Consider the following 23448-nt stretch of genomic DNA (forward strand, 5'->3'; position numbering starts at 1 on the left):
GGACTCGACCGTCGAAGGCCCCGGCACGGCCGATCAGACCGCCTCTTCGCCGCTCGCGGCGTCCTCGTGGGAGCCGTGATCCGCTCCCTCGGTCGGCGAGAAGAGCAGGTACAGACTCACGGCGATGAGGAGGACGTTGACGAGCGTGATCGCCCCGGCCCACCACGTCCGGAAGAGCCCGAACGCGGCGACCGGAAGGATCGCTAACAGCGCGGCCATTCCTGCGACACGCGGCGTCAGTTCCATACGCTCAGTACCGAGTCGGGGTGATTCGACATTTCGCTGATTCTCATGGTGTAGGAATCTCTCCGTTCGTTCAAGAATCTTTAGTCCAGACGCGTCGATATGGCAGCAGAACCGGAATCCGAGGAGATGCCGACGTCGGCCGGCGAGGGGGCCGGTGACGGAGCGTCGATTCCCGACACGGAATCGATCGACGACGAGGGGTACGTGATCGGCTCGGGCCGCGCCGGGGTCGTCAGACAGATCGACCACGACGACTTCGATCCGATCGGGACACTCGTCCTCATCGCGATCTATATGGCGATCGTCGGTGCGATGTGGATATTTATGTACTTCGTCGAGTTCCTCGGCGGTGACCTGACGGTGATCGGATAACTATGGAGATACACAGATACGAGAAAATCTGGTTGGCGGGCGCACTGCTCCTCATCGTCGGCTTCATCGCGACCATCTCCTACGGTGCGGTCGGCGCCGGTATCGAGATGGTCGACGACGACGGTGGACAGATCGAGCCGAACGCGATCAGCGACCATCCCAAGTTCAGCGAGCCGGGAACGTACAAGACCGGCGAAAACGAGTACGACGTCTACGTGGTCGCCTATCAGTTCGCGTTCGACCCCGGCACGTCGGACCCGATCCGGGTGCCGGCCAACTCCGAGGTGACCTTCCACATCACGTCCAGAGACGTCGTCCACGGCTTCGAGATCGTCGGGACCAACGCCAACACGATGGCGATCCCGGGACAGGTCGCGACGATCACCGTCGAGTTCGGCGAACCGACTGAGTACGGACTGCTCTGTCACGAGTACTGCGGATCGGCCCACCACGCGATGGAGGGCAGTATTCAGGTCGTGCCGCAGAGCCAGTGGAACGAGAGTATGGTGGTGAACTGAAATGGCGACGTTCGTCGATAGATATCCGGACGAAGCGAAAGTCGTACAGGCATCGTTCGCAGTCGCGTTTATCGCGCTCGGGATCGGGGCGTTCTTCGGGCTGATCCAGGCCTTACACCGGACCAACATCCTGCGCGTCATCGACTCGGTCGACTACTACACGCTCCTGACCGCGCACGGCGTGTTACTCGCGCTCGTGTTCACGATCTTCTTCCTCGTCGGCGTGTTCACGTGGGCGATCGCGAAGGGGTTCGAGCGCCCGCTCCCGGACATCAGACTGACGTGGGCGTGGTTCGGCCTGATGACGACCGGGACGGTCCTGACCGCGGTCGCAATCCTCGCCGGGCTGGTCCCCGAGATCCCGATGAGCGCGGACGTGCTGTACACCTTCTACGCCCCGCTCGAGGCGCACCCGGCCTTCTACATCGGGCTCGCGATGTTCATCGTCGGCACGTGGATGGCGGGGGCGGACTGGTTCCTCGCGTACCGCGATTGGCGCGGCGACAACCCCGACGAACGGATTCCGCTGCAACCGTTTATGGTGCTGACCACGATGATTATGTGGTACGTCTCGACGCTCGGCGTCGCCGTCGCCGTCGTGTTCTTCCTGATCCCGTGGTCGCTCGGCCTCATCGAGACGGTGAATCCGCTTCTCACCCGGACGCTGTTCTGGTACTTCGGCCACCCCGTCGTCTACTTCTGGCTGATGCCCGCGTACCTGCTGTGGTACACGGTGCTGCCGAAACTCGCGGGCGGCCGCCTCTTCAGCGACCCACTCGCCCGCGTCGTCTTCGTGCTGTTCGTCCTGCTGTCGACCCCGGTGGGGATCCACCACCAGTACGTCGACCCCGGGATCGCAGAGGGGTTCAAGTTCATCGCGATGACGAACACGATGTTCCTCCTGCTCCCGTCGCTCCTGACGGCGTTCACCGTCGTCGCCAGCGTCGAACACGGCGCGCGACAGCGCGGCGGTGAGGGCTATCTCAGCTGGCTGGGCGCACTCCCGTGGCGCGATCCCGCCTTCGCCGGGATGGCGCTGGCCGGACTGATGTTCGCCGCCGGCGGCTTCTCGGGGATGGTCAACGCCGGGATGAACATCAACTACCTCGTCCACAACACGCTGTGGGTCCCCGGGCACTTCCACATGACCGTCGGGACCGCCGTGGCGCTGACGATGATGGCCGGCACCTACTGGCTGCTGCCGCAGATCACCGGCAAGACGGTCTACAGCCGACCGATCGGCCTCTTCCAGGTCGTGCTGTGGTTCATCGGAATGGTGTTCATGTCCAACGCGATGCACCGCGGCGGCCTGCTGGGCATCCCCCGCCGGACCGCCGAGCCGCAGTATCAGAACTTCGACTTCGCGGCCGCGGTCGGCAGCGTCGGCGAGATCCGAATGCAGATCGCCTTCGGCGGGCTGTTGCTCTTCCTCAGCGTCGTCTTCTTCCTGTTCAACGTGGCGGCGACGTGGGCCGAAGACCGAGTCGACACGCCCGTCGACGATACGATTCCCGCGCCGCTATCGCCGCCGAGCGGCGCGCCGCTGATCCTCGACAACCTCGCGCTGTGGACCGGCATCGCGGTCGTGCTTGTCGTCCTCGCGTACACCCTCCCGCTGGCGAGCATCGTCACCGACAGCGGACTGCTCGGAAGTAGCCCCGGCTTCCCGGTCGCCATCTCGCTGGAGGCGCTCGCGGAAGCGGCCGCGTCCGCCCTGCCGCACGTCTCCCTCGACGCGGCCGCGGGGCTCCGGCCGCTCGACGTCGCCGCGGAGGCCGCCGAAACACTGGAGGTGAGTCGCTGATGCGACAACTCTCACCCGGGCTGTTCCTGGTGCTCGTCGCTTTCACCATCCCTCTGGCCGTCGAGTTCCGGACCGTCGCCGGGTTCTTCGGGTTCGACCTCCCGTTCATCTCGATGATCCTCTTCGAGGTGGTGCTGTTGGCGATCCTCACCGGAGTGTACGTGCTCGGACGGCTCACGCCGGACGAGGACACCGCCACGACGTCGTAACCGCTCGGACGGCGTTTCGCGTTTCGAGCAGGTCGCTTTCGACCGGCTCGCTTTCGACCGGATCGATAGGCAGAGGCGTCGCGGCCGCGTCGCCGTGAAAGAGGTGCCGGGCGATCCGCCCCCTGGCCGCTCCGGACTCGACTTCTATAGTAGCGTTTGTAAGACCGGACGGCGCACAGCCATATTCGAGTTGCTTGGCGAGTGAGAGTGGACCGGGTTCCGATGGCCGAAGATGGCTACTCGCCCGCCCGTCTCGGTCGCTCGGGCCGGGACTGAAGAGACTGACTGCTGAGAACAGTGCTGCGATCGGCGGGGGCGATCGACCCTGACGCAGTGAGGCAGTCGGCCGTCTTCACCGGTGGGGGACGTGGCGACGGGTCGCCGCGGCCGTCACCAGCAGGAACGCGCCGAAGACGGCCGTCATCGCGAGCTCAGGGGGGATCGCACCGAGCCCGCCGCCGAGCGTCTCGATGAGCGCGTACCCTGCGACCGCCGTCAGCACGACGCCGAGAACGACGAAGACGCCGATTGCGATCTTCAGGGGGTCAATGGTGATCTTCGGAGTGGGACGTGAGTGACTCATTTCATCCGTTACTACGGGCGACGACAGCATATAAATGGAAACCGCTTCTCAAAACGTTGGAATCGGGTGGGCTCGGGAGCGACTACCGCTGTGGGCCGATTCGACGGCTGCTCAGTCCGCCGCTGATTCCCCTGTGCCGGCGGCGGGGCCGAGGCGCTCCTCGCGCGAGAGGTAACACTGCGGGTCGGAGCCGAAGACGTCGCCCTCGGCTGAGAGCGCGCGCAGGCGGGACCCTCCGCGACAGATGTCCTGGTGGCGGCACTCCCCGCACGGACCCGTCAGGTGCTCCTCGCGGTTCCGAAGCGCGCCCAAGAGCGGGTTCGATTCGTCCTCCCAGATCGCGCCGAAGGGCCGGTCGCGGACGTTGCCGAGGCTGTACCCCTGCCAGAACTGCGTGAGGTGGACGTTGCCCTGGTAGTCGACGTCGGCGACGCGTTCGCCGGTGGGATCGCCGCCGTTGACTTCCAGATACCGACGGACGGCGTCAGCCTTCGCGTCGCTGAAGTGCTCCCGGGCGTACTCGACGAGGAACGCGGCGTCGGCGTAGTTCCCCACGAGTAAGGTCTCGATCTCCTCGCCCTCCCGGTGGTACGCGAGCGTCATCTCACAGAGCCGCTCGACGGCGCGGCGACGATCCGCCGGAGAGAGGTCCGCGTCGGCGATCTCGCCGCCGCGGCCGCCGTAGTCCAGGTGGTAGAAACAGAACCGGTCCAGCCCGACTTCCGAGAGGAGATCGACGACGGACTCCATATCGGCGGCGTTCTTCTCGGTGATCGTGTAGCGAAGTCCCGTCTTGAGCCCCGCGTCGAGGAAGTTCTCGATTCCACGCACGGCGGCGTCGAACGCGCCCTCCTCACCGCGGAACGCGTCGTTGCGCTCGGGCATCCCGTCGACGGAGACGCCGGCGTACTTGAGGCCCGCGTCCCGGAGGGCCGCTGCTCGCTCGGGCGTCGCGAGCGTCCCGTTGGTCGAGAGGACGGGTCGGATCCCGACGTCGTCGGCGTACGCGACCAGCTCTTCGAGGTCGTCGCGAACGAGCGGTTCGCCGCCCGAAAAGAGGACGACCGGCGCGCCGTAGTCGGCGAGTTCCTCGAGCAGCTGTTTCCCCTCCGCCGTCGTCAACTCTCCGGGGGCGGCGTCGAGATCAGCGCCGGCGTAGCAGTGTTCGCAATAGAGGTTACACCGACGGGTGAGGTTCCAGACGACGACCGGCTTCGTCGTCCGGTCTTCGGTGATCTGCTCCTCCTCGGAGTCGCGACCGTCGTCGTACCGGAGGCCGTCGCCCTCGGCGTCGAGAGCACACAGGAGCTTGCTGATCGAGATCATCAGCGGTCACCACCCGTGGCGGGCGCTTCGCTCGTCGCCGCCTCGTCCTCGCCGAACGTTCGGTCACTGAACCGGGCCACGTCGTCCGCGCGGCAGAGCCATAGCGTCTCCGCCGTCCACCCGAACAGCGACGACGCCTGCTCGCGGGCGATTGACTCGCTCGGCGCTGTGACGCTCCCGACGTGTTGCAGCGGCTCGCTCGGCTCACGGCGGAGGAACACCTCCCACTCGGGTGTCGTATCGCTCCGCGGTTCGGTCACGCGCATTCTCGCTTCGTCACTCATCGTCTCTAGTACGTCAGTCACTCCCCGAACCCGTTCCGCCCGTTTTCGAGAACTGAGAACGAGTCGGACTCCATTTATATACCAGACGCTAACCCCTGATGATGTCACGAATCGATTCGACCCGTCGACGCTTCCTGGGTGCCACTGCAGCGATTACCGCCGGTCTCGCCGGTTGTTCTGGCGGTTCGGGCTCCGGTTCGAGCGGTGAGTCCACGTCCGCGTCCAGCGACGACTCGACCGCCGAATCCAGCGGCGACGGCGGTGGGTCGACGCCCTCCTTCGACGGCTATCTCTCGGAGACGTCGAACTACGACGGCGTCGCGGATCACACCGGGCAGTCGGAGGTAACGATAACAGTAGGCTCTGAGGCTAACGGCGGGAACTTCGGATACAGCCCGGCCGCCGTCCGGGTTTCGACGGGGACGACTGTCGTCTGGGAGTGGACCGGCAAGGGCAGTCTCCACAACGTCGTCGCCGAGGACGGCTCGTTCGAGTCCGAACAGGTCCAAGAGGAAGGCCACACCTTCACGCAGACGTTCTCCGAATCCGGGACGGTGCAGTACTACTGTACGCCGCACGAGTCGCTCGGGATGAAAGGCGTCGTCGTCGTCGAAGAATAACCCGCGCGCACCGCGAATCGCCCGTCGATCAGGCCTCTGCCGCGCCGCTGCGGCCGCCGTGCGGCGAATCGAGGTCCCACGCTTCCAGCAGTTCTTGATACCGATTCCGGATGGTGACCTCCGAGATGTCGGTCACTTCGCTCACGTCCGCCTGGGTCAGTTCCTCGTTGGTCAGCTGCGCGGCGGCGTAGAGCGCGGCGGCGGCGAGGCCGACCGGCGACTTCCCGGAGTGGACGTTCTGCCGCTTGGCGTTCTCGAGGAGTTCGTTCGCCGTTCGCTCGGTCTCTTTGGGTATCTCCAGATCCGACGCGAACCGGGGAACGTACTCCGCGGGATCGGCTGGCTGGATCTCGAGTGAGAGCTCGCGAACCACGTACCGGTACGCTCGCTCGAACTCGTCTTCGCCGACTCGGGAGACTCGGGCGACCTCGTCGATGCTGCGGGGTACCTGAGCCATCCGAGCGGCCGCGTGGAGGGCCGCGGTGGCGATCCCCTCGATCGAGCGACCGGGGAGCAGGTCCTCGTCGAGCGCGCGGCGGTAGATGACCGAGGCGGTCTCGCGGACGTTCTCCGGGAGGCCGAGGGCCGAAGCCATCCGGTCGATCTCGCCGAGCGCCTGCTTGAGGTTGCGCTCTTTCGAGTCGCGGGTACGGAAGCGCTCGTTCCAGGTCCGCAGCCGCTGCATCTTCTGGCGCTGGTTCGACGACAGGGAGTTGCCGTAGGCGTCTTTATTCTGCCAGCCGATGTTGGTCGACAGTCCCTTGTCGTGCATCAGGTTCGTCGTCGGCGCACCGACGCGGGATTTCTCGTCCCGCTCGGCGCTGTCGAAGGCGCGCCACTCGGGGCCACGGTCGATCGAGTCTTCGTCGACGACCAGTCCGCAGTCCGCACAGACCGTCTCGCCGCGTTCGTCGTCGGCGACGAGATCAGTCGAACCGCACTCGGGGCACTCTAGCGACTCTTCTTCGCTCGCCTCGGTGCGTTCTGACTCATCGGTGTACCCGGTGGTCCCGTCGGCGTCGTGGTCTCGCCACGTTCGTTCGTCGTCGTCTTCGCGCGTACGCGCGTGAAGGGCGTCACTCATTTTGTATCTCGTGAGACGGCGAGAACCGGTCCACCGCCTCGCTCGTAACTACATATTGTTTGGCTCGCTTAAAAAATCTGTCGGCCGTGTGCGAACACAATGTCGACCAGGTCCAAATTCGACCCCGAACACAATCGAGACCTCGCCGTAAACGGGACGCGAATGCTCAGGAATCCGGCTCCTCCGGCCCGGGTTGTGCCGGCCTCCGTGAGAGCGACCCGCCCGCCGCGTTGTCAGCGTCGGTGACGCTCGATCCATCGACCGCGTCGGTCACGGCGCTCAGTACGTCGCTCGACTCGACGACTCGGGCGCGTTCCCGCAGGGACTCGTAGACCTCGGTGGCCGCCGGTCCGACGTAGTTCCGCTCTTCGAAGGGGCGGTCTTCGACGAGTACGACCTCGTCTGCGGCGGTCGCGGCCCGGAGATTCGGGAGGTTCCCGGTCCCGATCTCGACGTCGGCGACGACTACGCAGTCGGCCGCGTCGATGCGTCGTTCGACCGCCGCACAGCTCTCCGGGTCGACCCCGGCGAACGGTTCGACGGTCTCGACGTCGAGTGCGAGACTCCGGGCGGCCTCGGTATCGGTGTCGCCCTCGTTCAGCGCACCGACAGAGACGTCGTATCCGGCCGCATCGAGCACGTAGAGGTGTCTGGCGGCGGTCCCGCCGCCTCCGACGACGTGGACCCGTTCCGGCCGCGACCGGCTGGTCTCCTGTCCCTGCGCTCTTTCTGCGGTCTCGTCCGGAAGTGCGGTCACGTAGACGGACCCCGTCACCGGGTGCTGTGAGACGACGGCGTTGGCGTCGAAGGCCTCCTGCAGAGCTGTCTCGGTGAGTATCGACTCCGGCGACCCCTGCGCTCGGATCTCTCCGCCGGCGAGCAGCAGCAGTTCGTCGCAGTAGTGCGCCGCGAGATTCAGATCGTGAATCGCCGCGACGGCCGTCTTGCCCTGGCGCACGAGGTCACGGACTAACTCGAGGGTCCGTACCTGGTGGTTGATATCGAGGCTCGCCGTCGGCTCGTCTAAGAGCAAGAGCGGCGTCTCCTGGGCGAGCGCCCTCGCAAGCACCACCCGCTGCCGCTCGCCACCCGACAGGGTCGAGACCGACCGGTCCACGAACTGCTCCGTGTCGGTCCGGTCGAGTGCGCGTTCGACCGCCGCCTCGTCGGCGTCGCTCCACCCGCTGAAGCGCGACCGATGCGGGTTTCGGCCCATCTCGACCACCTGCCGGACATCGAACTCGAAGGCGACAGCGGTGTCCTGCGGGACTGTCGCGACGAGTCGGCTCGCCGCCTTCGAGTCGAGTGCGGGGATCCGTTCGCCCGCGACGTCTACCGTACCGGCCTCGGGGGCCTGCGTCCCGTTGAGCGTCCTGAGCAGGGTCGTCTTCCCCGCCCCGTTCGGTCCGACGAGGCCGACGAACGTCCCCGGTTCGATGGTCGCGTTGATTCCGTCGAGGACCGTCGTCTCGCCGAACGCCACACGGAGCCCGTCGATCCGGACGAGCGGGTCGTCTCGGGTATTGGAGGCGTCGTCGTTCACAGCTGTGTCACCTCCTGCGAGCGGAGCAGATACAGGAAGAACGGTGCCCCGAGCGCCGCCGTGACGATCCCGACGGGGATCTCCGTCGGTCCGGACCGCGCGAGCGTGTCGGTGGCGACGAGGAAGGACGCTCCGGCGAGTGCGCTCGCGGGGAGGAGGACCCGGTGATCCGGCCCGACGACGAGTCGCATCGCGTGCGGCACGATCAGCCCCACGAATCCGATCACACCGGTGACCGCGACCGCGGCCGCCGTGACGATGCTCGACGCGGCGAGGAGCAGGCGCTTCGTCCGCTCGACCTCGATCCCGAGGGTCCGTGCGTCCTCCTCGCCGAGCAGGAGCACGTTCAGATCGCGGGCGTACGCCAAGAGGAGCACGAACAGCGGCGGAACGACGACGGCGATCACGCGCACCTCCGTCCAGGTGGTCCCACCGAGGTGACCCATCAGCCAGTAGACGACCCGGCGGAGGCTCTGGCCGCTGTGGAGGAGCAACAGTGAGATGATCGCCCCCAGAAACGTCTGGACGGCGACGCCGGCGAGCAGAAGCGTCGCCGTCGGCGTGTGTCCGTCTCTCGTCGCGATCAGATACACTCCGAAGGCCGTGATGACGGCCGAGGTGAAGGCTGCGCCCTGGAGTTCGAGGCCCAGGGGGAACGCGATCGGGAGGACGATCGTCGCCACGGCTCCGACCGCCGCGCCGGAGGAGACCCCGACGATCGAGGGGTCGGCCATCGGGTTGCGGAAGAACCCCTGCATCACGACGCCCGCGGTCGCGAGCGCGAAGCCGACGAGCGCCGCCAGGACGATCCGCGGCAGTCGGACGTCGAGCACGATGACGCGGCTCGTCCGCGCGGCGTCGTACGTCAGCGGCGAGGGATCGGCCGAGGCGAGGATCTTCGCGACTGTGGCTGGCGCGATGGATACCGGACCGACCCCGGCGCTCACGACGACGACAGCGGCGAGGACGCCCATCAGCGCGCTCGACCACGCGACGGCACGCGTTCTCACAGTCACGACGTTACGCAATCTCAGTTGGATTAGCCAAATACTTGTTGCAATAGCGTGCAGGGCCGAGTATGCAACGCAGCGCGCTACTCATTTCGATTCTGCTCGTCGTCGCGGCTGTCGGCCCCACCGCCGGTGCAGTCGCCGCGGCCGGTCCCAGCGAATCCGTCGGCACAGCACTCGAATCGCACGGCGGGGATGCCGATACCTGCACGTTCCCGTACGAGACGACTGACGCGACTGGGGCCGAGGTGGAGATTCCAGACGACCCCGACCGCGTGGTGACGCTCAACCCGAGCGCCGCGCAGACGATGTGGGAGATCGGCGCGGAGGACGAGGTGGTCGGCGTCTCGCAGTACGCCACGTACCTCGACGGGGCGAGCGCGAAGACGAACGTCTCCGGAGCGGGTGGACCGAGCGTCGAGGCGGTCCTGAACACGACGCCAGACCTGGTCCTCGTGCCGAACAGCACGCACGGCTTCGCGGCCGAGCGCGTCGAGCAGATCCGCGCCCAGGGCGTTCCCGTCTACGTCTTCGGGGAAGCGACGTCGCTGGACTACGTCGCGAATAAGACCGAACACGTCGGTCGGCTCACCGGGAACTGTGAAGCCGGCACCGAGCGCGCTGCCGAGATGCGCCGCTCGCTGGAGCTGATGCGACAGGCGTTGGCCGACGAAGAGCGCCCGGTCGGACTCAACGTCTTCTACGGGTACACCTCCGGGGCGAACACGTTCATCGGTGATGTGATGGCGGCGGCCGGACTGCAGAACGGCGCGGCGTCGGCTGGTGTCTCGGGATTCCAGCCGATCAACGACGAGACGGTCGTCGAACTGAATCCGGAGTGGATCGTCACGCCCGACGGGAGCTCGGTCCCCGAGACCCCAGCCTACAACAGCACGACCGCTGTCCAGGAAGGGAACGTCGTTCGGGTGAACACGAACTACCTCCAACAGCCCGCGCCGCGGTCAGTCCTCGCGGCGGAGACGATCCTCCAGGCCGTCCACCCCGACGCCTACGAGGAGTACCGGCAACTCGACGCGACGAACGGTAGCACTGAGACTGCAGCGCCGACGACCGAAGGCTCCGAGACGGCATCGCAGACGACCACCGCGGCGACTGACACCGCGTCGCCGACGTCGAGCACTGGCACGCCCGGGTTCGGCGTCGTCGCCGCGATCGCTGCGCTGGCAGCCGCCGCTGCGCTCGTTTCGAAGCGGCAGTGACCGCTGCGTCCCACTAGGTAAAGCGGACAGCCGGCACTCGCTCCCCGTGTCCCCACACCGATGTGCCGGACAACCGCGGCCGGTGCGGGGCGTTCGTCACGTCACGGGGACGCTGGCCCCGGCTTCGTACATAAACCATCGTCACCGTCGGATCGGGACGGGCCCTCGCCGTCGTGAGACGCCCCCCGACAGTAAGTATCAAACCCTCACCGGCGCGAACGGTGCGTATGGACGTCTCCATCTCGCCGTCCCGCGTCGCCGGGCGCGTTCGCGCGCCGCCCTCGAAGAGTTACACGCACCGAGCGATCCTCGCGGCCGGGTATGCCGAGCGCGCCGCGGTCACCGACCCGCTCGTCAGCGCCGACACCCGCGCGACGATGCGCGCCGTCGAGGCGTTCGGCGGCAGCGTCGAACGCACGGCCGGCGACGATCGGCTCGAGATCTCCGGGTTCGCCGGACGACCGGCGGTCCCCGGCGACGTCGTCGATTGCGCGAACTCCGGCACGACGACCCGGCTTGTCACCGCCTGCGGCGCGCTCGCCGACGGGCTCTGCGTCTTCACCGGTGACGAGTCGCTGCGATCGCGACCCCAGGGGCCGCTTCTCGACGCAATCGAGCAACTGGGCGGACGCGCGGAGTCGACCCGCGGCAACGGCCAGGCGCCGCTCGTGGTCGGCGGTCACGTCGGCGGCGGGTCGGTCTCGATTCCCGGCGACGTCTCCTCGCAGTACATCACCGCGATCCTGATGGCCGGTGCGGTGACCGACGAGGGGATCGACATCGAACTGGAGACCGAACTGAAGTCTGCACCGTACGTGGACATCACGCTGGAAGTGCTGGCCGACTTCGGGATCGACGCCGAGCGAACCGACGCGGGCTTCGCCGTTCCGGGCGGGCAGTCCTACGATCCCCCGGGCGGCGAGTACGCCGTGCCGGGCGACTTCTCGTCGATGTCGTATCTCCTCGCGGCGGGGGCGGTCGCGGCTGCCGACGGCGAGCAGGTGATCGTCGAGGGCGCGCGACCGAGCGCTCAGGGCGACAGTGCGATCGTCGACGTCCTGGAGTCGATGGGCGCGACCGTCGACTGGGATCGGGACGCGGGCGAGATCGCTGTCCCCCGCGCGTCGCTGTCGGGCACGACCGTCGACGTCGGCGACACGCCGGACCTGCTCCCGACGATCGCCGCACTGGGTGCGATCGCCGACGGCGACACCGTCATCGAGAACTGCGAGCACGTCCGCTACAAGGAGACCGACCGCGTGAGTGCGATGGCCGAGGAACTGTCGAAACTGGGTGCCTCCGTGACCGAAGCGCAAGATCGGTTGACGGTCCACGGCGGCGAGACTACCCTCACCGGAGCGCGGGTCGACGGCCGGGCCGACCACCGGATCGTGATGTCGCTCGCGATCGCCGGCCTCGTCGCCGACGGCGAGACCGTGATCGAGGGCGGCGAGCACGTCGACGTATCGTTCCCGGACTTCTTCGACGCGATCGAGTCCCTCGGTGTCGACGTCGAGCGCGAAGCGTAACTGGGCAGAGGACGGTTCGCGGCGAGTGCGCCCGTGGCCTCATACTGTCGGACAGAAGTTCGTGAATCATTTTGGCACCCACGGGATGCCGATAATTTTCACATAGTTCTGTCCGACAGTATCAGTCCGTCACCGCTTCCGCTTCGTCGTCCCAACTCCGTTCGACCGACGTTTCGGGATCGAGGTCGGCGACGAAGCGCATCGTCGCGAAGTTCGCTCCGAGCCCGATGACGGCACCGCCGAGAATTCCGACCGGAATCCCGACGACCGGGACGTTCACGACGAACCCGGTCGCGAAGGGTGAGACGAGAACGACGAAGAGTGCGAATCCGACCGCATACGAAACGTACGGACCGCCCTCCGTCGCGAGCGCGTAGGATCGGCGGGCAGCGTCGATCAGGCCGTCGTCCCGGAGCACGATCAGATACGGGGTCGCATAGAAGAGGTAGCCAGCGACCAGGAACCCGAGCAGCGCCGGGATGACGAGGACGAGCGCTACCGCGCCGATAGAGCCGGTGAGTGATCCGAGGCCGAAGATGCCGAGCGCGAACGGGAGGACCGCGAGGAACGGCACGGCGATCAAGACGAAAAAGGGCACGAAGTACTGGCGACTGTGTTCGAAGAACCGTCGGGGCTCGTCGTCGAGTGCAGCACGGAGGCTTCCGAAGTAGCCGGCAGTGACCGCTGCTTGCACGACCACCAGCACCGGCGCGGTCACGACTGCGAACGGCAGCATCTCGATCGGCTGCCCGGTAAACACCGCGACACCGGAGTTGGGGACGCTCACGAACTGCCAGACGGTGATAGCGGAAAGCGGCAGTCCGAACTTGAATCCCAGATGCCCGCCATCGAACGAGGCGATCGCGACGATCTTGTCGGTCTGGAAGAGCGCGAGCAGGACCGGAACGAGCGCCAGCGTGAGGTGTTCGCTGGCGCGGTCCATCCCCGCGGAGATCCGGGTTACGAAGTCGGGCATCGGACGGATCTCCGCAGGTGCGCCGAGGTTGGTTGGAGCGCTACGGCAGTGCCACTGGAGGACGTGCTCCCGGGGTGAGACGACGCCGAAGTCGCCTCCGGGAGCGAGTCGCTGGAGGGGACCATCTGCGTGTCCTCCTTCGAGCACATCCAGGAATAAAAACCCGGCTCGTTGCGCGGCGCAGCCACGGGTGTATCGACCCGGTTTGAAGATCCTCGAAGGGTGCGTACTGCAACGTATATATGGACGGAACCACGACGGCGTGATAATGAACGGCAACCGATTCGGCCGACTCTTTCAGGTGACCACCTACGGCGAGAGCCACGGCGACGCGATGGGTGTGACCGTTTCGGGCTGTCCGGCCGGGCTCGAACTCGACGAGGAGGACGTCCAGGCGGAACTGGACCGACGAAAGCCGGGACAGTCGATGATCACGACTTCGCGGGGCGAACCCGACGCCGTCTCGATCAACTCCGGGATCCAGGACGGCTACACCACCGGCACCCCGATCGGGATGGTCATCGAGAACAAGGACGCCCGCTCGGGCAAGTACGAGCCCTACGTCACCGCTCCTCGCCCGAGCCACGGGGACTTCACCTACTCGACGAAGTTCGGGACGCGCAACTGGGGCGGCGGCGGGCGCTCCTCGGCGCGCGAGACGGTGAACTGGGTCGCCGCCGGCGCAATTGCAAAGAAGATTCTCGAAACCGAAGACATCCGAGTGAAAGCGCACGTCAATCAGATCGGCGAGATCGAGGCGCCCGAGGTGAGTTTCGAGGCGATGCTCGAACACACCGAGGAGAACGAGGTCCGGTGTGCACATCCCGAGACCGCCGAGCAGATGCGTGAGCTCATCGACGAGTATCAGACCGAGGGCGACTCCATCGGCGGCTCGATCTACTTCGAGGCCCGCGGCGTTCCGCGGGGACTCGGCGCGCCGCGGTTCGACTCGTTCCCCGCCCGACTGGGGCAGGCGATGATGTCGATCCCGGCGACGACGGGCTTCGAGTTCGGCCTCGGCAAGAGCGCTCGGGAGTGGACCGGATCGGATCGCAACGAGGACTGGGCGTTCGACGCGGACGGCAACCCGGTTCCCGAGGGCAACACCCACGGCGGACTCCAGGGTGGCATCACCACCGGCCAGCCGATCTACGGCGAGGCAACCTGGCACGCCCCGACGTCGATCCCGAAGCAGCAGAAGACCGTCGACTGGGAGACCGGCGAGGAGAAGGAGATCCAGGTCGTCGGCCGCCACGATCCCGTGTTGCCGCCGCGGGCGGTCCCGGTCGTCGAGGCGATGCTGAACCTCACGATTCTCGACTTCATGCTGCTCGGCGGCCGGATCAACCCCGACCGCCTCGACGACCAGCCCGGCGAGTACGACACGGAGTATCACCCCTCGAGCCCGGACAACGAGTGACGAGATAGCAGCAGTCCGGGCGTCGCAGTTACAGTATATTTTCTATTCTATCGATCAGATGGACGCATACCCAACAATAGTGAGAATATCGTGTGTGTCACACACATATTAGGTCTATCATCATCTTTCCTTGGTAACGTATAGCAAAGGCTTTAATCGATTCCTTTCGAAATTGTTCGGTAGTGGCCCACGCGGGCCGTGAGCTTAGATATGACTGACGACGAACTCATCTGGCGAATCGCGGGAGGTTCCGGAGACGGAATCGCCTCGACGAGCCAGAACTTCGCAAAGGCCCTGATGCGAGCGGGCCTACACGTATTCACGCACCGTCACTACCCGTCGCGCATCCGTGGTGGCCACACCTACACAGAGGTCCGCGTCTCCGCGGACCCCGTCCGGTCACGCGGCGACGGCTACAACTTCCTCCTCTCGCTGGGTGACTCCTTCGCGCGGAACCCCCAGGAGAACGCCTACTACGGCAACGAGGAGGTCAAACCGCTGTCCGAGAACCTCGATGAACTGAACGAGGGTGGGGTCATCGTCTACGACTCGGGACTGCTCGACACCGACGATATCCCGAACTTCGAGGAGCGCGTCGAGGAGAACAACTGGCACGTCTACGACATCGACCTTCGGACCATCGCCCGCGACCACGGCCGCGAAGTGATGCGTAACACCGCCGGTGTCGCGGTCACCTGCGCCATCGCCGACATCGAGCCTCAGGTGATCAAGAGCCTGATGGAAGACGCGATGCCGGAGAAGATCTTCGAGCCGAATATGTCGGTCTTCGACGACGCCTACGAAACCGTCAAAACGGAGTTCGACGCCGACGCCCCCGACATCACGGTGCCCGAAGGTGAGCACGACGAGGAGCAGGTCCTCATTTCGGGATCGGACGCGATCGCTTACGGCGCGCTCGACGAGGGCTGTCGGTTCATCGCGGGCTATCCGATGACTCCGTGGACCGAGGTCTTCACCATTATGTCGCAGAACCTCCCCGAGGTCGGCGGCATCTCCGAACAGGTCGAAGACGAGATCGCCGCGGCCGCGCTCGCGCTCGGTGCGTCCCACGCGGGCGTCAAGGCGATGTCGGGGTCCTCCGGTGGCGGCTTCGCGCTGATGTCGGAACCGCTCGGCCTCGCCGAGATGACCGAAACGCCGGTCGTCCTCGTCGAGGCGATGCGTGCGGGCCCATCCACCGGGATGCCGACCAAGCCCGAGCAGGCGGACCTCGAACACGTCCTGTACACCTCGCAGGGAGACTCACACCGAGTCGTCTTCGCGCCTGCGGGTGCGGAGGAAGCGTACAGACAGACCCGCCGCGCGTTCCAGATCGCCTACGAGTACCAGATTCCGTCGATCGTCCTCTACGATCAGAAGAACGGCGGCGAACTGCAGAACGTCCCGGCCAGCGTGTTCGACGAGGAACCGAACCCCGACCTGGGATCGGTCGTCACCGAAGCTGAGCTCGCCGACGCTCCCCACGACGCCTCCGGGAAGTACAACCGCTTCCAGCACGACGTCGAGGACGGCGTCAGCCCGCGGTCGATCCCGGGCCAGGAGGGCGGTCGCTACCTCGCGACCGGGAACGAGCATATGCCCGCGGGGCACATCTCCGAGGACCCCGACAACCGCGTCAGTCAGGTCGACCGTCGGACGCAGAAGATGGAGGCCATCCGGGCCGACCTCGACACTGACGAGGGCACGAACGCCCACTACGGGCCCGCGGACGCGCAGTACGGGATTATGACGTTCGGTTCCCAGCAGGGGACCGTCGAGGAGGCCGTCGACGAACTGAACGACCGAGGTCACTCGGTGAAGTCCCTCGGCGTCTCCGAACTCGCTCCCTACCCGGTCGAGGAAGTGACCGAGTTCATCGAGAGCGTCGACGAGGTGCTCGTCGTCGAGATGAACGCCTCCGCGCAGTTCCGCGGCCTGACCCAGAAGGAGCTCGGTCGCTTCGGCGAGAAGCTCTCGAGCCTCTTGAAGTACAACGGCAACCCATTCGAGCCCGCCGAGATCGTCGACGGGTTCGTCACCAGCATCGTCGAGGACGGGACGCTGCCCGGCCACGAGACCAAGTTCGTCCCCGCAGCGAGTGATTGAAAATGAGCGCATTCAGTGCAATCGGCGAAGACGACGAACGCGACCGTAACGAGTACACCCCCGGCCTCGAACCACAGCCGACGTGGTGTCCAGGCTGCGGCGACTTCGGGGTCCTGAAGGCCCTGAAGGGTGCGGCAGCGGAACTGGGCCTCTCACCTGAGGAGATGCTCGTCTCGACGGGCATCGGGTGCTCGGGCAAACTGAACAGCTACTTCGACAGCTACGGGTTCCACACGATCCACGGACGCTCGCTCCCGATCGCGCGGGCGGCCAAGTTGTCGAATCCCGGCCTCACGGTCATCGCCGCCGGCGGCGACGGCGACGGCTACGGCATCGGTGGCAACCACTTCATGCACACGGCCCGGGAGAACCACGACATCACCTACATCGTGTTCAACAACGAGATCTTCGGGCTGACGAAGGGGCAGACGTCGCCGACGTCGCCGAAGGGCCACAAATCGAAAACGCAACCGCACGGCTCGGCGAAGGATCCGATCCGGCCGCTGTCGATGTCGCTGAACGCCGGCGCGTCCTATATCGCCCGGACGGCCGCGGTGAACCCGAACCAGGCCAAAGAGATCATCGTCGAGGCGATCGAACACGACGGGTTCTCCCACGTCGACTTCCTCACGCAGTGTCCGACCTGGAACAAGGACGCCAAGCAGTACGTCCCCTACATCGACGTCAACGACTCCGAGGACTACGAGTTCGACAACACCAGCCGGTCGGAGGCCTCCGATATGATGTTCAAGACGGAGAACGCACTGCACGAGGGCACCGTGCTCACCGGCCGCTACTACGTCGACGACCGGCCGTCCTACCAGCAGGAGAAACAGCGCATCGGCGAGATTCCCGACGAACCGCTCGCCGAGCGGTATTTCGACGACGACTACGAGTGGGAGCGTGTCTACGACACGTTCCTCGACAAGCACAAGTAACGACCTCCCGACGCGGATCGCCAGACGCCGCGGCGATACCGACTGGAATCACCCGGCTCCGAAGCCCGCTGGTCAAGCTGTGACTCGATCGTTTCGTCGGCGTGAGGTCGCTTTGTTTATTCGGAAGGTATTTTTTCTATCGAGCAAAACATACAGGTATGGAAACTACCTCGACGGAAGGGCGCATCCTCGACGTACTCGAAGAGGACGCCCAGGCGTCGTACTCGGAGATTGCGGACCGCGCGGACGTCTCGAAGCCGACCGTGCGGAAGTACATCCGGAAGATGGAAGACGAGGGGATCATCGTCGGCTACTCGGCCGACGTCGATCCGAAGAAGCTCTCCGAGACGTCGATCGCGCTGGTGGGGCTCGACGTCGCCTCAGAGCGCTACGTCGAAGCCACTCGCGAACTCAAAGAACTCGAGGCCGTCGAGTCGCTGTACACCTCGTCGGGCGATCACATGCTTATGGCCGAAGTCCGGGCCCCCGACGGCGACGCGCTCGGCGACGTGATCTCCGAAACGCTGCTCGGCATCGAGGGCATCACGGCCGCTCACCCGTCGTTCCTCCAGGAACGTCTGAAGTAAGGCCCCCTGTACCGTCGAGGTCTCCGCTCTTCTGCTCGCCCGTCTCGCCCGACCCCTCGCTCGGATTCACTTCCGCCCCGGTTTGCGAACGCTATAGTGGTTCCTCATCTAATTTCACGTATCCAGACGCGTCGTGACCGGACGGAACGGAGACCGAAGCACGCCGCGGGACGAGCACCGCGTCTCGTCTCCCGCCACGACCTCCCCAGCGGACGATGAGCGGTGAGACCCTTCCCGGCGTGGAGACCGAACCGTCCTCGCGGATCGTCCTCCACGTGGATATGGACTGCTTCTACGCCTCCTGCGAGCGGTTACGAGAGCCGCAACTCCGCGGTGAGCCAGTCATCGTCGGGATGGGGTACGAGGCGGGCGAGACCTTCGGCGCGGTCGCAACCGCGAGCTACGAGGCTCGCGAGTACGGGGTCGAGAGCGCTCAGCCCATCTCACAGGCGCTCGAACGGGTGCCGCGGGCGGCCGAGGACAGCGCGAGCGATGGACCGACGGACGGCGTGAACGATCCGCCGGCGGGCGGCGGGAGCGATCCACCGACAGACGGCGCGAACGATCCACCGACAGACGGCACAAACGATTCACCGACAGACGACGACGCCGATCACGACGTTGTCGGCTACTACCGGCCCGTCGACCTCGACTTCTACCGCTCGGTCGCGGCGTCGGTCAAGGACGTCCTTCACGAGTCGGCCGACGTCGTCAGAGAGGTGAGTATCGACGAGGCGTACCTCGACGTGACCGGTCGAACCGCCTGGGAGCGCGCTCCGGACGGTGAGCGAACGCTGGCCGAAGGGTACGCCAGACACGTGAAACAGCGGATCGCCCGCGAGGTGGGCGTCCCCGCCAGCATCGGCGTCGCCCCGAATATGTCGACCGCGAAGATCGCGTCCGACCACGACAAGCCCGACGGACTCGTGGTCGTCGAACCCGGGAACGTCACGGCGTTTCTCGCTCCGCTGCCGGTCACGGCCGTTCACGGCATCGGTCCGGTCACTGCCGATCGGCTGCGTTCGATGGGGATCGAGACGGCGGGCGACCTCGCGGACGCCGATCCGACCGAACTCCGCTCGGCGTTCGGCTCCCGCGGCCCGGAACTGCGGGACCGCGCTCGTGGCGTCGACGACCGGGAGGTCACCCCCACGGGCCGGCCCAAGAGTCTCTCGCGGGAGTCGGCGTTCGCGGGAGCGACGACCGACAGGGCGGAGAAACGTGAACAGGTCAGGGCGCTCGCTTCGGACGTCGCCGCCCGGGCGAGAAACCGCGGGGCGACCTACCGGACGATCGGCATCAAGGTGGTCGTCCCGCCCTACGACGTCAACACCCGCGAGCGATCGCTCTCGGGGCCGGTCGACGAGCCGGGACTCGTCGAACGTGTCGCGCTGGATCTGCTTACCGAGTTCGAAGACGACCCCGCGCGCAAGGTCGGCGTCCGCGTCTCGAACCTCTCGTTCGCAGACGGCGAACAGGCGAAACTCGACGGCTGGGAGGGAGAAACGGCCGTCGAGGATAGAGACGGCGAGGGCGAAGCCGACGGCCACGAGCGGTCTGACACCGGGCGCGGCCAGGCGTCGCTCGACCAGTTCGACCCCGGGGAGTGAGTTGATCCCGGAACCGGCGTCAGACGCACGTCAGACGCCCGTCTTCCCGGGGAAGGAACTATGTCCCGCGAGAGCAAGCCTCTCAGCAATGACCGAGGAGACGGAGACGATCGCCGTCGCGAACGTGAGCGAGGGGCCGGGCGGCGACGGAACCCACGACCCGGGGGCGACAGTCGACCTGCCCGTCGTCGACATCCTGACCGGCCGGGGGTTCATCACCGGCAAGTCCGGATCGGGGAAATCGAACACGGCCTCGGTGGTCATCGAGAACCTGCTCTCGAACAACTTTCCGGTCCTGATCGTCGACACGGACGGCGAGTACTACGGCCTGAAAGAGCAGTTCGAACTGCTGCACGCCGGCGCGGACGAGGAGTGCGACATCGTCGTCAGTCCCGAGCACGCCGAGAAACTCGCGAACCTCGCCTTAGAACAGAACGTCCCGATCATCCTGGACGTCTCCGGCTACCTCGACGACGACGAGGCGCAGGAACTCCTCACCGCGGTCGCGCGGCACCTCTTCGCGAAGGAGAAGAAACTGAAGAAGCCCTTCCTGATGCTCGTCGAAGAGTGCCACGAGTACATCCCCGAGGGCGGCGGGATGACCGAAGCGGGCAAGATGCTCATCAAAATCGGCAAGCGCGGGCGCAAGCACGGGCTCGGGATCGTGGGCATCTCACAGCGGCCGGCCGACGTCAAGAAGGACTTCATCACCCAGTGCGACTGGCTCGTCTGGCATCGCCTCACCTGGAACAACGACACGAAGGTCGTCGGCCGGATCCTGGGGTCGGAGTACGCCAACGCGATCGAGGAGATGGACGACGGCGAGGCGTTCCTCGTCACGGACTGGTCGGAGTCGCTTCGGCGGGTGAAGTTCCACAAGAAGCAGACGTTCGACGCCGGGGCGACGCCCGGACTCGAGGACTTCGAGCGCCCGGATCTGAAGTCCGTCGACGGCGATCTCGTCTCCGAACTGCAGGACATCTCCGACGAGAAGGCGCGTCGCGAGAGCGAGATCGCAGACCTCAAACAGGAAGTGGAGAAGAAAGACAAGCGCATCCAACAGCTCGAGCGCGAACTCGAGGAGGCGCGGGACCTCTCACAGATGGCCGACCAGTTCGCCCAGGCGATGTTCCAGACCGCCGAGTCGCCGTACCGCGGCGGTGAGGGGCGAAACCTGAGCCGGCCTGAAGAGCAGCAGGCGGCACTCGATCAGTACGACGATGCGCCCCCGGTCGATGGAGACGAACAGCCCGCGACCGGCGCTGCGACCGCCAGCGACACCGCAGACACAGACCACACCGACGCTGAAGCCGATTCGGAGCCGGATCCGGATGCCGTCACTGCCGCCGCCGCGGGCGCGTACCCCGGACTCGACGTCGGTAACGACGTGGAACTGCTCGACAGCGGGCCGACCGACATCGCTCCGGAACGCGCACACGAGCACACCGCCGGACTGACCGGCCGCGAGGATGTCGTCGAACGACTCCGGAAGGTGGTCGCGTCGCTCCCCCCGGCCTCCCGCCGGATGCTGGCGTTCTACCGCGAGATCGACGACTGTGACCCCGTCGACGCGCACGTCGCCGCGGGCGAAGTCGGCGACAAACAACTCGCCTACAGCCGCAACGGGCCGCTCCGCCGCGCCGGTTTCGTCGAACACGTCGGTCGCGGACGATACGCGTACGCGCTCCCGGACCTGGTCCGTTCGGAGTTCGCCGATCGGCTCTCGGAGGCGGAACTCAGGGAGGTCGTCACCGCGGTCGAAGCGGCATTCCGGCCGGACCTGTCGAACCCGCGCGACGAGGACGATGGCTCTCAGGACGACGGCGTTAGCGGGACAGACGCAGACGACCCCCGGCCCGCGGAGACAGCCGAGACCACGGCCACCGGGAGCGGCGGCCACGCGGCGGGCGCAGTTCCGACCGAGGAACCCGGAGCAGAGCGGGACGCGGACCCGGGCATCGCAGAGGACTGATCGACCCCGCGTCTCACAGTCGCCGCTCGATATACCGGTTGAGACGGTTCACCATCGACTCCCGAAACGTCCAGAAGCCGACCCACTCGTTCGGTTCCTCTTCGAGCGCCAACAGCGCGATCTGGCTGTCACTCCCGTCCGGCGGGACAAAGACTACGAACCACGATTCCAGGAAGTCCTGCTCGTAACCGGCGTGGATCGTGATGTCCATCTCCGGTGACGGCTCCCATCCCGGCGCACCGTAGACGTGTACGTCGACGTCCGTCTGGTCGAGTCGCGTGTAGACCTTGTTCGTCCCCAACTCGTCTTCGATCCGCGAGAGGTTCTGGAACGACGTCCGGAGCGTTCCCTCGCCCTCCTCCCAGGCCGTCCGTTCGATGTACCGCGAGATGAGGATCAAGAGCAACTTCTCGGAGTGGGACTTCGGGTATCCCTGGAGGTAGAAGGGGATCTCGTCGAGGCCTTTCAGCGCCGACGGGAGTTCGACCGCCTCGATGCCGCGCGTCCCGGTGATGAAGAGGTCCGAGTTGATGAAGAGAATCGATTCCTGGAGGTCTTCGAGGGGCGAACTCGCGACCACCTCGTTCTCCTCGACGACCAGTACCTGATCGTCGTCCCCCGTTGTCAGATCCAGTTCGTCGATGTCGACGGACTGTCCGTCGAACAGCTCTTCGAGCATCTGCTGGACCGGGTCGGGCGCCGTCCTGTTGAGGACGATCAGCGAGCGGTCGGGGTTCTCTGCATCGTCGAGAAACTGTCTGAGGGTCATAACGAAGCGCGACGAGCGGCAGCCGACGACGGCGAGGGGATGAGGCGATTCATCAGAGTGGATCGACGAGTGACTCCAGCGCCGCGCGCGGGTCGTCGGCCTTCGCGACGCCAGAGGCTAAGAGAATTCCCGACGCTCCCAGGTCACCCGCGGTCGCGACGTCCTCGCCCGAAGAGATTCCCGCACCGCAGTAGACGGCGACGTCGTCGTCGACGGCGGCTGCGGCCTCGACGGCGTCTTCGACGATCCCCGGGTCGGCCGTCGCGACGGAGACGTCGCCGCCGATGAGCGCCGGCGGTTCGACCGCGACGCTGTCTGGGCCCAGCGCGGCCGCCGCGCCGATCTGTGCGGGGTTGTTCGCACAGACGCAGGTCTTGAGGCCGGCCCGCTCGGCCGCCTGGATCGCGCCGTCGATGTCAGCGAGACGGAGCCGCTTCTCGGAATGGTTGATCAGCGTCCCCTGCGCGCCGGCGTCGGCGACGGCCTCGGCGAGGGTACTGCCCGTGTGGCTCCCGTGGCTGTTCGGGTCGACGTGTTGCGCCCACGTCTCGACCCCCGTCTCGGCGACCCGGGCGAGGTCCGCGGCCTGCGGTGAGACCGCAATCCGGACGCCCGAGTCGTCGGCGACGTCGCGCGCGGCCGACGCTACCTCGATCGGATCACAGGGGTATGCCTTCAGGTTGACAAGGATGAACATAGGTCTCCGTGTGCGCTACTGGCCG

23 protein-coding genes are annotated in these 23448 nt (G+C 66.2%); 13 read left to right on the forward strand and 10 right to left on the reverse strand.

What is annotated here, in order from left to right; genetic code table 11:
- Window positions 1-33: 33 nt before the first annotated feature.
- A complete protein-coding gene (locus BLU74_RS12525) occupies window positions 34-246 on the reverse strand; it encodes a DUF8131 family protein (protein ID WP_089767734.1) in 213 nt (70 codons plus the stop codon).
- A gap of 99 nt (window positions 247-345) precedes the next feature.
- Here BLU74_RS12525 and BLU74_RS12530 point away from each other — a divergent pair, with 99 nt between their 5' ends.
- The 4 genes from BLU74_RS12530 to BLU74_RS12545 are packed head-to-tail and all read left to right on the forward strand — an operon-like array spanning window position 346 to window position 3149.
- Window positions 346-618, forward strand: a complete 273-nt coding sequence (locus BLU74_RS12530; protein ID WP_217635375.1) for a ba3-type terminal oxidase subunit CbaD — start codon at window positions 346-348, stop codon at window positions 616-618.
- Between the two features lie 2 nt (window positions 619-620).
- Window positions 621-1136, forward strand: coding sequence for a cytochrome c oxidase subunit II (locus BLU74_RS12535; RefSeq protein WP_089767737.1), 516 nt, complete (start codon window positions 621-623; stop codon window positions 1134-1136).
- 1 nt (window position 1137) lies between these two features.
- Window positions 1138-2940 carry a b(o/a)3-type cytochrome-c oxidase subunit 1 gene (locus BLU74_RS12540; RefSeq protein ID WP_089767739.1) on the forward strand — a complete coding sequence of 601 codons (1803 nt, stop codon included), beginning with the start codon at window positions 1138-1140 and terminating at the stop codon, window positions 2938-2940.
- A complete protein-coding gene (locus BLU74_RS12545; RefSeq protein WP_089767741.1) occupies window positions 2940-3149 on the forward strand; it encodes a CbaC protein in 210 nt (69 codons plus the stop codon). The genes BLU74_RS12540 and BLU74_RS12545 overlap by 1 nt, the downstream gene beginning before the upstream one ends.
- Before the next feature lie 352 nt (window positions 3150-3501).
- On the opposite strand, the gene BLU74_RS12550 is transcribed toward BLU74_RS12545, so the two are convergent.
- The 3 genes from BLU74_RS12550 to BLU74_RS12560 all read right to left on the reverse strand — a co-directional run bounded on the left by BLU74_RS12550 (window position 3502) and on the right by BLU74_RS12560 (window position 5342).
- The gene (locus BLU74_RS12550) at window positions 3502-3732 is read right to left on the reverse strand and encodes a hypothetical protein (protein ID WP_089767743.1); all 231 of its coding nucleotides are present in this window, start codon (window positions 3730-3732) and stop codon (window positions 3502-3504) included.
- A 111-nt stretch (window positions 3733-3843) separates the two neighbouring features.
- Entirely contained in the window at window positions 3844-5058 is a 1215-nt protein-coding gene (locus BLU74_RS12555) for a TIGR04347 family pseudo-SAM/SPASM protein (protein WP_089767746.1), read from the reverse strand.
- Entirely contained in the window at window positions 5058-5342 is a 285-nt protein-coding gene (locus tag BLU74_RS12560; RefSeq protein WP_089767749.1) for an Htur_1727 family rSAM-partnered candidate RiPP, read from the reverse strand. Before BLU74_RS12560 ends, BLU74_RS12555 begins: the two co-directional genes overlap by 1 nt.
- A 98-nt stretch (window positions 5343-5440) precedes the next feature.
- Here BLU74_RS12560 and BLU74_RS12565 point away from each other — a divergent pair, with 98 nt between their 5' ends.
- Window positions 5441-5962 carry a halocyanin domain-containing protein gene (locus BLU74_RS12565; RefSeq protein ID WP_175454639.1) on the forward strand — a complete coding sequence of 174 codons (522 nt, stop codon included), beginning with the start codon at window positions 5441-5443 and terminating at the stop codon, window positions 5960-5962.
- Between the two features lie 28 nt (window positions 5963-5990).
- Here the strand turns inward: BLU74_RS12565 and BLU74_RS12570 are convergent, their stop codons facing one another.
- From BLU74_RS12570 to btuC, 3 genes are all read right to left on the reverse strand, one after another.
- A complete protein-coding gene (locus BLU74_RS12570) occupies window positions 5991-7046 on the reverse strand; it encodes a transcription initiation factor IIB (RefSeq protein ID WP_089767752.1) in 1056 nt (351 codons plus the stop codon).
- Between the two features lie 166 nt (window positions 7047-7212).
- A complete protein-coding gene (locus BLU74_RS12575) occupies window positions 7213-8589 on the reverse strand; it encodes an ATP-binding cassette domain-containing protein (protein ID WP_089767754.1) in 1377 nt (458 codons plus the stop codon).
- On the reverse strand, window positions 8586-9605 hold the full coding sequence (btuC, locus tag BLU74_RS12580) for a vitamin B12 ABC transporter permease BtuC (RefSeq protein ID WP_089767757.1): 1020 nt from the start codon (window positions 9603-9605) through the stop codon (window positions 8586-8588). Before btuC ends, BLU74_RS12575 begins: the two co-directional genes overlap by 4 nt.
- A 62-nt stretch (window positions 9606-9667) precedes the next feature.
- Between btuC and BLU74_RS12585 the strand changes: the two genes are divergently transcribed.
- A complete protein-coding gene (locus BLU74_RS12585; RefSeq protein WP_089767759.1) occupies window positions 9668-10819 on the forward strand; it encodes a PGF-CTERM-anchored ABC transporter substrate-binding protein in 1152 nt (383 codons plus the stop codon).
- A 227-nt stretch (window positions 10820-11046) separates the two neighbouring features.
- Window positions 11047-12348 (forward strand): 3-phosphoshikimate 1-carboxyvinyltransferase, encoded by a 1302-nt coding sequence (gene aroA, locus BLU74_RS12590; RefSeq protein ID WP_089767761.1) that lies wholly within the window; start codon window positions 11047-11049, stop codon window positions 12346-12348.
- 121 nt (window positions 12349-12469) lie between these two features.
- Here aroA and BLU74_RS12595 read toward each other — a convergent pair whose 3' ends face one another.
- Window positions 12470-13471 carry a hypothetical protein gene (locus tag BLU74_RS12595; protein ID WP_217635372.1) on the reverse strand — a complete coding sequence of 334 codons (1002 nt, stop codon included), beginning with the start codon at window positions 13469-13471 and terminating at the stop codon, window positions 12470-12472.
- Window positions 13472-13592: 121 nt separating this feature from the next.
- Between BLU74_RS12595 and aroC the strand changes: the two genes are divergently transcribed.
- From aroC to BLU74_RS12625, 6 genes are all read left to right on the forward strand, one after another.
- Complete coding sequence (gene aroC / locus BLU74_RS12600; RefSeq protein ID WP_089767767.1) at window positions 13593-14744, forward strand: chorismate synthase; 1152 nt, start codon at window positions 13593-13595, stop codon at window positions 14742-14744.
- 210 nt (window positions 14745-14954) lie between these two features.
- Window positions 14955-16850 (forward strand): 2-oxoacid:acceptor oxidoreductase subunit alpha, encoded by a 1896-nt coding sequence (locus tag BLU74_RS12605; RefSeq protein WP_089767769.1) that lies wholly within the window; start codon window positions 14955-14957, stop codon window positions 16848-16850.
- A gap of 2 nt (window positions 16851-16852) precedes the next feature.
- Window positions 16853-17788 carry a thiamine pyrophosphate-dependent enzyme gene (locus BLU74_RS12610; protein WP_089767771.1) on the forward strand — a complete coding sequence of 312 codons (936 nt, stop codon included), beginning with the start codon at window positions 16853-16855 and terminating at the stop codon, window positions 17786-17788.
- 158 nt (window positions 17789-17946) lie between these two features.
- A complete protein-coding gene (gene lrpA1, locus BLU74_RS12615) occupies window positions 17947-18375 on the forward strand; it encodes an HTH-type transcriptional regulator LrpA1 (protein WP_089767774.1) in 429 nt (142 codons plus the stop codon).
- A gap of 215 nt (window positions 18376-18590) precedes the next feature.
- Window positions 18591-19985 (forward strand): DNA polymerase Y family protein, encoded by a 1395-nt coding sequence (locus tag BLU74_RS12620; RefSeq protein WP_089767777.1) that lies wholly within the window; start codon window positions 18591-18593, stop codon window positions 19983-19985.
- A gap of 88 nt (window positions 19986-20073) precedes the next feature.
- Window positions 20074-21957, forward strand: a complete 1884-nt coding sequence (locus tag BLU74_RS12625; protein WP_089767779.1) for an ATP-binding protein — start codon at window positions 20074-20076, stop codon at window positions 21955-21957.
- A 13-nt stretch (window positions 21958-21970) separates the two neighbouring features.
- Here the strand turns inward: BLU74_RS12625 and BLU74_RS12630 are convergent, their stop codons facing one another.
- Both BLU74_RS12630 and tpiA read right to left on the reverse strand, forming a co-directional pair.
- Window positions 21971-22726, reverse strand: a complete 756-nt coding sequence (locus BLU74_RS12630; RefSeq protein ID WP_089767781.1) for a DICT sensory domain-containing protein — start codon at window positions 22724-22726, stop codon at window positions 21971-21973.
- Window positions 22727-22778: 52 nt separating this feature from the next.
- Window positions 22779-23423 carry a triose-phosphate isomerase gene (gene tpiA, locus BLU74_RS12635; RefSeq protein ID WP_089767783.1) on the reverse strand — a complete coding sequence of 215 codons (645 nt, stop codon included), beginning with the start codon at window positions 23421-23423 and terminating at the stop codon, window positions 22779-22781.
- Window positions 23424-23448: the final 25 nt, after the last annotated feature.

The organism is Halobellus clavatus (assembly GCF_900107195.1).
Lineage (GTDB): Archaea > Halobacteriota > Halobacteria > Halobacteriales > Haloferacaceae > Haloquadratum > Haloquadratum clavatum.

Excerpts from the sequence above, each read along its gene's own strand:
- BLU74_RS12630 (WP_089767781.1), bottom strand. The coding sequence starts at position 22,726 with ATGACCCTCAGACAGTTTCTCGACGATGCAGAGAACCCCGACCGCTCG.
- BLU74_RS12565 (WP_175454639.1), top strand. The coding sequence starts at position 5,441 with ATGATGTCACGAATCGATTCGACCCGTCGACGCTTCCTGGGTGCCACT.
- BLU74_RS12585 (WP_089767759.1), top strand. The coding sequence starts at position 9,668 with ATGCAACGCAGCGCGCTACTCATTTCGATTCTGCTCGTCGTCGCGGCT.
- BLU74_RS12625 (WP_089767779.1), top strand. The coding sequence starts at position 20,074 with ATGACCGAGGAGACGGAGACGATCGCCGTCGCGAACGTGAGCGAGGGG.
- BLU74_RS12610 (WP_089767771.1), top strand. The coding sequence starts at position 16,853 with ATGAGCGCATTCAGTGCAATCGGCGAAGACGACGAACGCGACCGTAAC.
- BLU74_RS12535 (WP_089767737.1), top strand. The coding sequence starts at position 621 with ATGGAGATACACAGATACGAGAAAATCTGGTTGGCGGGCGCACTGCTC.
- BLU74_RS12545 (WP_089767741.1), top strand. The coding sequence starts at position 2,940 with ATGCGACAACTCTCACCCGGGCTGTTCCTGGTGCTCGTCGCTTTCACC.
- BLU74_RS12555 (WP_089767746.1), bottom strand. The coding sequence starts at position 5,058 with ATGATCTCGATCAGCAAGCTCCTGTGTGCTCTCGACGCCGAGGGCGAC.
- aroA (WP_089767761.1), top strand. The coding sequence starts at position 11,047 with ATGGACGTCTCCATCTCGCCGTCCCGCGTCGCCGGGCGCGTTCGCGCG.
- BLU74_RS12605 (WP_089767769.1), top strand. The coding sequence starts at position 14,955 with ATGACTGACGACGAACTCATCTGGCGAATCGCGGGAGGTTCCGGAGAC.
- BLU74_RS12550 (WP_089767743.1), bottom strand. The coding sequence starts at position 3,732 with ATGAGTCACTCACGTCCCACTCCGAAGATCACCATTGACCCCCTGAAG.
- BLU74_RS12560 (WP_089767749.1), bottom strand. The coding sequence starts at position 5,342 with ATGAGTGACGAAGCGAGAATGCGCGTGACCGAACCGCGGAGCGATACG.
- tpiA (WP_089767783.1), bottom strand. The coding sequence starts at position 23,423 with ATGTTCATCCTTGTCAACCTGAAGGCATACCCCTGTGATCCGATCGAG.
- BLU74_RS12530 (WP_217635375.1), top strand. The coding sequence starts at position 346 with ATGGCAGCAGAACCGGAATCCGAGGAGATGCCGACGTCGGCCGGCGAG.
- BLU74_RS12570 (WP_089767752.1), bottom strand. The coding sequence starts at position 7,046 with ATGAGTGACGCCCTTCACGCGCGTACGCGCGAAGACGACGACGAACGA.
- aroC (WP_089767767.1), top strand. The coding sequence starts at position 13,593 with ATGAACGGCAACCGATTCGGCCGACTCTTTCAGGTGACCACCTACGGC.
- lrpA1 (WP_089767774.1), top strand. The coding sequence starts at position 17,947 with ATGGAAACTACCTCGACGGAAGGGCGCATCCTCGACGTACTCGAAGAG.
- BLU74_RS12540 (WP_089767739.1), top strand. The coding sequence starts at position 1,138 with ATGGCGACGTTCGTCGATAGATATCCGGACGAAGCGAAAGTCGTACAG.
- BLU74_RS12525 (WP_089767734.1), bottom strand. The coding sequence starts at position 246 with ATGGAACTGACGCCGCGTGTCGCAGGAATGGCCGCGCTGTTAGCGATC.
- BLU74_RS12620 (WP_089767777.1), top strand. The coding sequence starts at position 18,591 with ATGAGCGGTGAGACCCTTCCCGGCGTGGAGACCGAACCGTCCTCGCGG.